The following is a 5,345-nucleotide window of genomic DNA, read 5'->3' on the forward strand; positions in this document are numbered from 1 at the left end:
TACCCGGCGCGGGTCCCTGGGCTCGGTCATACCGCGTTCACCTGCCGAAGGTCGTCGGGAAGGGGGCGGGCGCGGAGCCGGGTGCGGGAGCGGTGGGGTCGGACGAGGCGCGCGAGTCGGCGGCGACCGGGGAGGCCGGGGGGTACGCGGAGGCCGGCGGGGCCGGGTTGCCGTGGGTGACCGCCGCGCCCGGTGTGCTGTCCGGGCCCAGTGCGCCGGGCGGGACCGGCGGCTCGACGGGCGGTGGCTGGACCGGTGGCACGGGCGGGACCGGCGGGGCGGGTGGGGCCGATGCGGCGGTCAGGCCCGCCGCGCCCAGGACCGACGGCTCGGCGGAGGTGCTCAGCGGCGCCCCCTCGGACGTGGCCGCCCTCGGCTTGCCGCGGACCGTGCCGTCCGGGAGCAGGAAAGCGGGGCTGCCGCCGGGCACCATCCCCAGCCCCCGGGCGCGCCGCTCCAGCGCGCCCGGGGCGGAGTAGGCGTCCACCTCCTGCTGCAGCGCCTGCTGCTCGTCCGTCAGCTCGTCGGTCTTCTTCTCCAGCTTGCTGAGCTCGAACGACCCCTGGTTCAGGGCGGAGTTGAGCAGCAGCAGGGTGATCAGCCCGGAGCCCAGGAGGACGACGATGAGCAGGACGAAGGGGGTGCGCGCCGCGGTGCCGCGGGCGGTACCGCCGGAGGGGAACAGCGCGGCAAGGCGTCTCTGCCTTGCCCGCGGCCGCCCCGGGCCTTTCACGCGGTGTCCTCGACGTTCTCGCGGATGCGCTCCGCGCCGCGCAGCCGGGCGGGAGCGGCGCGGCGGTTCTCGGCGACCTCCTCTTCCGTGGGGAGTTCGGCGCCGCGGGTCAGCAGTTTCAGCCGGGGCTGGTAGCGCTCGGGGACGACCGGCAGCCCGGCCGGTGCGGTGGTGGCAGCGCCGGCCGCGAAGACCTGCTTGACCAGGCGGTCCTCCAGCGAGTGGTAGGAGAGCACGGCGATCCGGCCGCCCACGGCGAGCGCCTTCACGGCGGCCGGAATGGCACGCTCCACACTCGCCAGCTCGCCGTTGACCTCGATGCGCAGCGCCTGGAAGGTGCGCTTGGCGGGGTTGCCGCCGGTGCGCTTGGCGGCCTGCGGCAGCGCGTCGCGGATCAGCTCGACCAGCCGCGCGCTGTTCGTGAACGGTTCCTTGGCGCGCTCACGGACGACGGCCTCGACGATCCGCTTGGCCTGCTTCTCCTCTCCGTAGGCGCGCAGGATCCGCACCAGCTCACCGGGCGCGTAGGTATTGAGGACGTCGGCGGCGCTGATGCCGGTCGTCTGGTCCATCCGCATGTCCAGCGGGGCGTCCTGCGCGTACGCGAAGCCGCGGTCGGCCTCGTCGAGCTGCATGGAGGAGACACCGAGGTCGAACAGGACGCCCTGGACGCGCGGGGTGCCCAGCCGGTCGAGGACCTCCGGGAGCTCGTCGTAGACGGCGTGCACCAGGGTGGCGCGGTCGCCGAACGGGGCCAGCCGCTCGCCCGCGAGCTTCAGGGCGGCCGGGTCGCGGTCGAGGGCGATGAGCCGGGCCGCCGGGAAGGCGGAGAGCAGCGCCTCGCTGTGCCCTCCGAGGCCGAGGGTGCAGTCGACGACGACCGCACCGGGCTCGGCGAGCGCAGGGGCGAGCATGTCCAGACACCGCTGGAGCATGACGGGTACGTGGCGAGTGTTGCTACTCATGCGCCTTCCGAATGGGGTGGGCGGCAGGTGGGTCCCCCGGCCGTTGGCTGGGGGATGCCGCACGTACCGCTTGGTCCCCGCCCGCTCTGAAGGGGAAGTGGCCCTCCGGCGACGGGGAAGTGACGTCGGAAGACCATGGGAGCGGGAGGAGGCCGAGCCGTACGTACGCCTTCGCGCACGCGAGGAATTCGGTATCCAAGGAGAGCATCACGCCTCCCACTTCGCGCCACTTTAGTCCACCGGCTGTCCCGGTCAATCAACCGGTTCCGCGCGTCCCGCGACGGCTTTGCCACGGACTTTCCCACAGACTTCCCGCGGCCTTCTCACCCGGACGGCGGGGGCGCACGCCGGCCTGTGGATTACCTCACAAGGAGTGATGATGACCCCTATGCCCGGCCTCTCATGCAGCCGAAAGAGCCGGCGACGATTACCTTGAATCCATGCCCATACCTGCGTCGCAGCCGTTGCCCCCGTCCGCCGACAGCGCCGCCGTCCGTACCGGTGGCACGGTCACCGACCGCCTCGTCGAGGCGAACCAGCGTTATGCCGCCGCCTTCACCGATCCGGGAATGGACGCCCGGCCCGTCCTCAAGGTCGCCGTCGTGGCCTGTATGGACGCCCGGCTCGACCTGCACGCCGCCCTCGGCCTCGAACTCGGCGACTGCCACACCATCCGCAATGCCGGCGGTGTGGTCACCGACGACATCATCCGCTCCCTGACGATCAGCCAGCGTGCACTCGGCACCCGCTCGATCGTGCTCATCCACCACACGGGCTGCGGTCTGCTCAGCCTGACCGAGGACTTCCGCCATGAGCTGGCGGCCGAGGTCGGACAGCGTCCCACCTGGGCCGTAGAGGCGTTCAAGGACCTCGACGAGGACGTACGGCAGTCCATGCAGCGGGTGCGCACCTCGCCGTTCCTGCCGCACACCGACGATGTCCGCGGCTTTGTCTTCGACGTGACGACGGGGCTGCTGCGGGAGATCGATCCGCGCGCCTGAGGCGCGGGGCCGGTCCGCTGACGTGCGGACCGGCCCGAAAGGCCGGGTTCGCCGGGATGGCCGGGACATATCCGTGCGAGTTATCCACAGGTCATGACGTGAAGCCGCGCGGGCGGCAAGAATGCGTAGGTGACGCCGTCCGGGCAGTGGCCGGGCGCGACGCGCATTTCGGGGTGGGCCGGGTCCGCAGAGGGGGCATCGGTCCGTAGTACGGGGCCGAGGAGGGCCGAGTGACGACGTATGACGAACGAGCGAGCCTTGGGGGTCCCCCCGCGCAGGGCGGTCCCCCCGCTCGGGCAGAGCCGAGAGCGGGGGAAGAGCTGAACGCATGGGGAGATCTGCGCACCACCGCGGAGCGGATTCACCGGTCGGTGGAGAGCGTGATCGAAGGCAAGCCGGAGGTCGTACGGCTCGCGCTGACCGTGCTGCTGGCCGAGGGACATCTGCTCATCGAGGATGTGCCCGGTGTCGGCAAGACCATGCTCGCCAAGGCGCTGGCCCGCTCCATCGACTGCTCGGTGCGGCGCATCCAGTTCACCCCCGACCTGCTGCCCTCCGACATCACCGGGGTCAGCATCTTCGATCAGCAGCGGCGGGACTTCGAGTTCAAGCCCGGCGCGATCTTCTCCCAGATCGTGATCGGCGACGAGATCAACCGCGCCTCCCCCAAGACCCAGTCCGCGCTCCTGGAGTCCATGGAGGAGCGTCAGGTCACGATGGACGGGCAGACCTACGAGCTGCCCAGCCCGTTCATGGTCGTCGCCACCCAGAACCCGGTGGAGATGGAGGGCACCTACCCCCTCCCCGAGGCGCAGCGGGACCGCTTCATGGCGCGGGTCTCGATCGGCTATCCCAGCCCGGCGGCCGAGCTGCAGATGCTGGATGTGCACGGCAGCGCCTCCCCGCTCGACGACCTCCAGCCGGTCGCGCACGCCCACGAGATCGTGAAGCTGGTCGACGCGGTGCGTACGGTCCATGTCGCCGAAGCGGTGCGCAGATATGCCGTGGACCTGGTGGTGGCCACCCGCAGCCACCCCGAGCTGCGGCTCGGCGCCTCACCGCGGGCCACCCTGCATCTGCTGCGCGCCGCCAAGGCCTCGGCCGCGCTCCTGGGCCGTGAGTACGCCCTCCCGGACGATGTGCAGTCGCTGGCGGTGGCGGTGCTCGCCCACCGGCTGCTGCCCACCGCCCAGGCCCAGTTGAACCGCCGTACGGCCGAGCAGATCGTGCTGGAGATCCTGCAGCGCGTCCCCGTCCCCGACCGGTCCGCGCAGCCATGGCGGACACACGGCCAACGGCCGCCCGGCGTACGGGGGTTGTGATGTCCGACGGGGGGAGCGAGGGGACGCCGGAGCGGGGCGGGCTGCGGGCGGCCCTCGGGGGGCTGACGACGCGCGGAAGGTCGTTCCTGGCGGCCGGGGTGGCCGCCGCGGCGTGCTCGTACCTCCTCGGGCAGGCGGATCTGCTGCGGGTCGGGCTGCTGCTCGCCGCCCTTCCGCTGATGTGTGTCCTGGTCCTGCACCGCACCCGCTACCGGGTCGCGGGCAGCCGTACGCTCGCCCCCGCCCGGGTGCCCGCGGCCGCCGAATCCCGGGTCCGGCTGCGGATGGAGAACATCTCCCGGCTGCCCACGGGCGTGCTGATGCTCCAGGACCGGGTGCCGTACGTCCTCGGGCCCCGGCCACGCTTCATCCTGGACCGGGTCGAGGCCGGCGGCCTCCGCGAGGTCTCCTACCGCGTCCGCTCCGACCTGCGCGGACGCTATCCGCTGGGCCCGCTCCAGCTGCGGCTGTCCGACCCCTTCGGGATGTGTGAGCTGACCCGTTCCTTCAGCGCCGTCGACACCCTGACGGTGGTGCCGCGGGTCGAACCGCTGCCGGCGGTGCGGCTGGCGGGCGAGGCCGCAGGCTACGGCGACGGACGGCAGCGCTCGCTGGCGCTGGCCGGCGAGGACGATGTCATCCCGCGCGGCTATCGGCACGGCGACGATCTGCGCCGGATCCACTGGCGCTCCACCGCGCGCTACGGCGAGCTGATGGTGCGCAGGGAGGAGCAGCCGCAGAAGGCGCGCTGCACGGTCCTGCTCGACACCCGCGACATCGCCCACCCTGGTACGGGCCCCGACTCGGCCTTCGAGTGGGCGGTGGCGGGCGCCGCCTCGATTGCGGTGCATCTGCTGGAGCGCGGCTTCTCGGTGCGGCTGCTGACCGACACCGGCAGCTCGGTGCCGGGCCCCGACGGCGCCGGCAGCTTCGCCGGCGGCACCGAGTCCGCCGACGCCGCGGGCCTGCTGCTGGACACCCTCGCCGTCGTGGAGCACTCCGAGGAGGACGGGCTGTCGGCGGCGTACGACGTGCTGCGCGGCGGCAACGAAGGACTGCTGGTCGCCTTCTTCGGCGATCTCGACGAGGGGCAGGCGGCGGTCGCCGAGCGGATGCGCCGGCGCAGCGGCGCGGCGATCGCCTTCGTCCTGGACGGCGACGCCTGGACGCGGGGCCCCGGCGGCATCAGATTCGCCGGCGGCCAGGTCCCGGTCGCCGAACGGCTGCGTCTACTGCGGAGGGCGGGCTGGACCGCGCTGCCGGTGGCCCCCGGTGACGCGCTCGCCGACCTGTGGCGGGCGGCCGCGGACCGCGCGGCGGCGGC

At 72.8% G+C, this 5,345-nt stretch carries 5 protein-coding genes; 3 read left to right on the forward strand and 2 right to left on the reverse strand.

Annotated features, from left to right (window positions below; translation table 11 throughout):
- Positions 1 to 37: 37 nt before the first annotated feature.
- Both ftsL and rsmH read right to left on the reverse strand, forming a co-directional pair.
- Entirely contained in the window at positions 38 to 733 is a 696-nt protein-coding gene (ftsL, locus tag DY245_RS34580; protein ID WP_128511067.1) for a cell division protein FtsL, read from the reverse strand.
- The gene (gene rsmH / locus DY245_RS34585; protein ID WP_128511068.1) at positions 730 to 1,698 is read right to left on the reverse strand and encodes a 16S rRNA (cytosine(1402)-N(4))-methyltransferase RsmH; all 969 of its coding nucleotides are present in this window, start codon (positions 1,696 to 1,698) and stop codon (positions 730 to 732) included. Before rsmH ends, ftsL begins: the two co-directional genes overlap by 4 nt.
- A 440-nt stretch (positions 1,699 to 2,138) precedes the next feature.
- On the opposite strand from rsmH, the gene DY245_RS34590 reads away from it, so the two are divergent.
- The 3 genes from DY245_RS34590 to DY245_RS34600 form a co-directional block, all read left to right on the forward strand.
- Positions 2,139 to 2,699, forward strand: coding sequence for a beta-class carbonic anhydrase (locus tag DY245_RS34590; protein ID WP_128511069.1), 561 nt, complete (start codon positions 2,139 to 2,141; stop codon positions 2,697 to 2,699).
- A 320-nt stretch (positions 2,700 to 3,019) separates the two neighbouring features.
- Positions 3,020 to 4,021: an AAA family ATPase gene (locus DY245_RS34595; protein WP_128511070.1), complete on the forward strand. Its 1,002-nt coding sequence runs from the start codon at positions 3,020 to 3,022 to the stop codon at positions 4,019 to 4,021.
- The coding region (locus DY245_RS34600; RefSeq protein ID WP_147318406.1) for a DUF58 domain-containing protein at positions 4,021 to 5,345 on the forward strand (1,325 nt) is incomplete at its 3' end. The genes DY245_RS34595 and DY245_RS34600, both read left to right, overlap by 1 nt.

Source organism: Streptomyces inhibens (assembly GCF_003389455.1).
Taxonomy (GTDB): Bacteria; Actinomycetota; Actinomycetes; order Streptomycetales; family Streptomycetaceae; genus Streptomyces; species Streptomyces inhibens.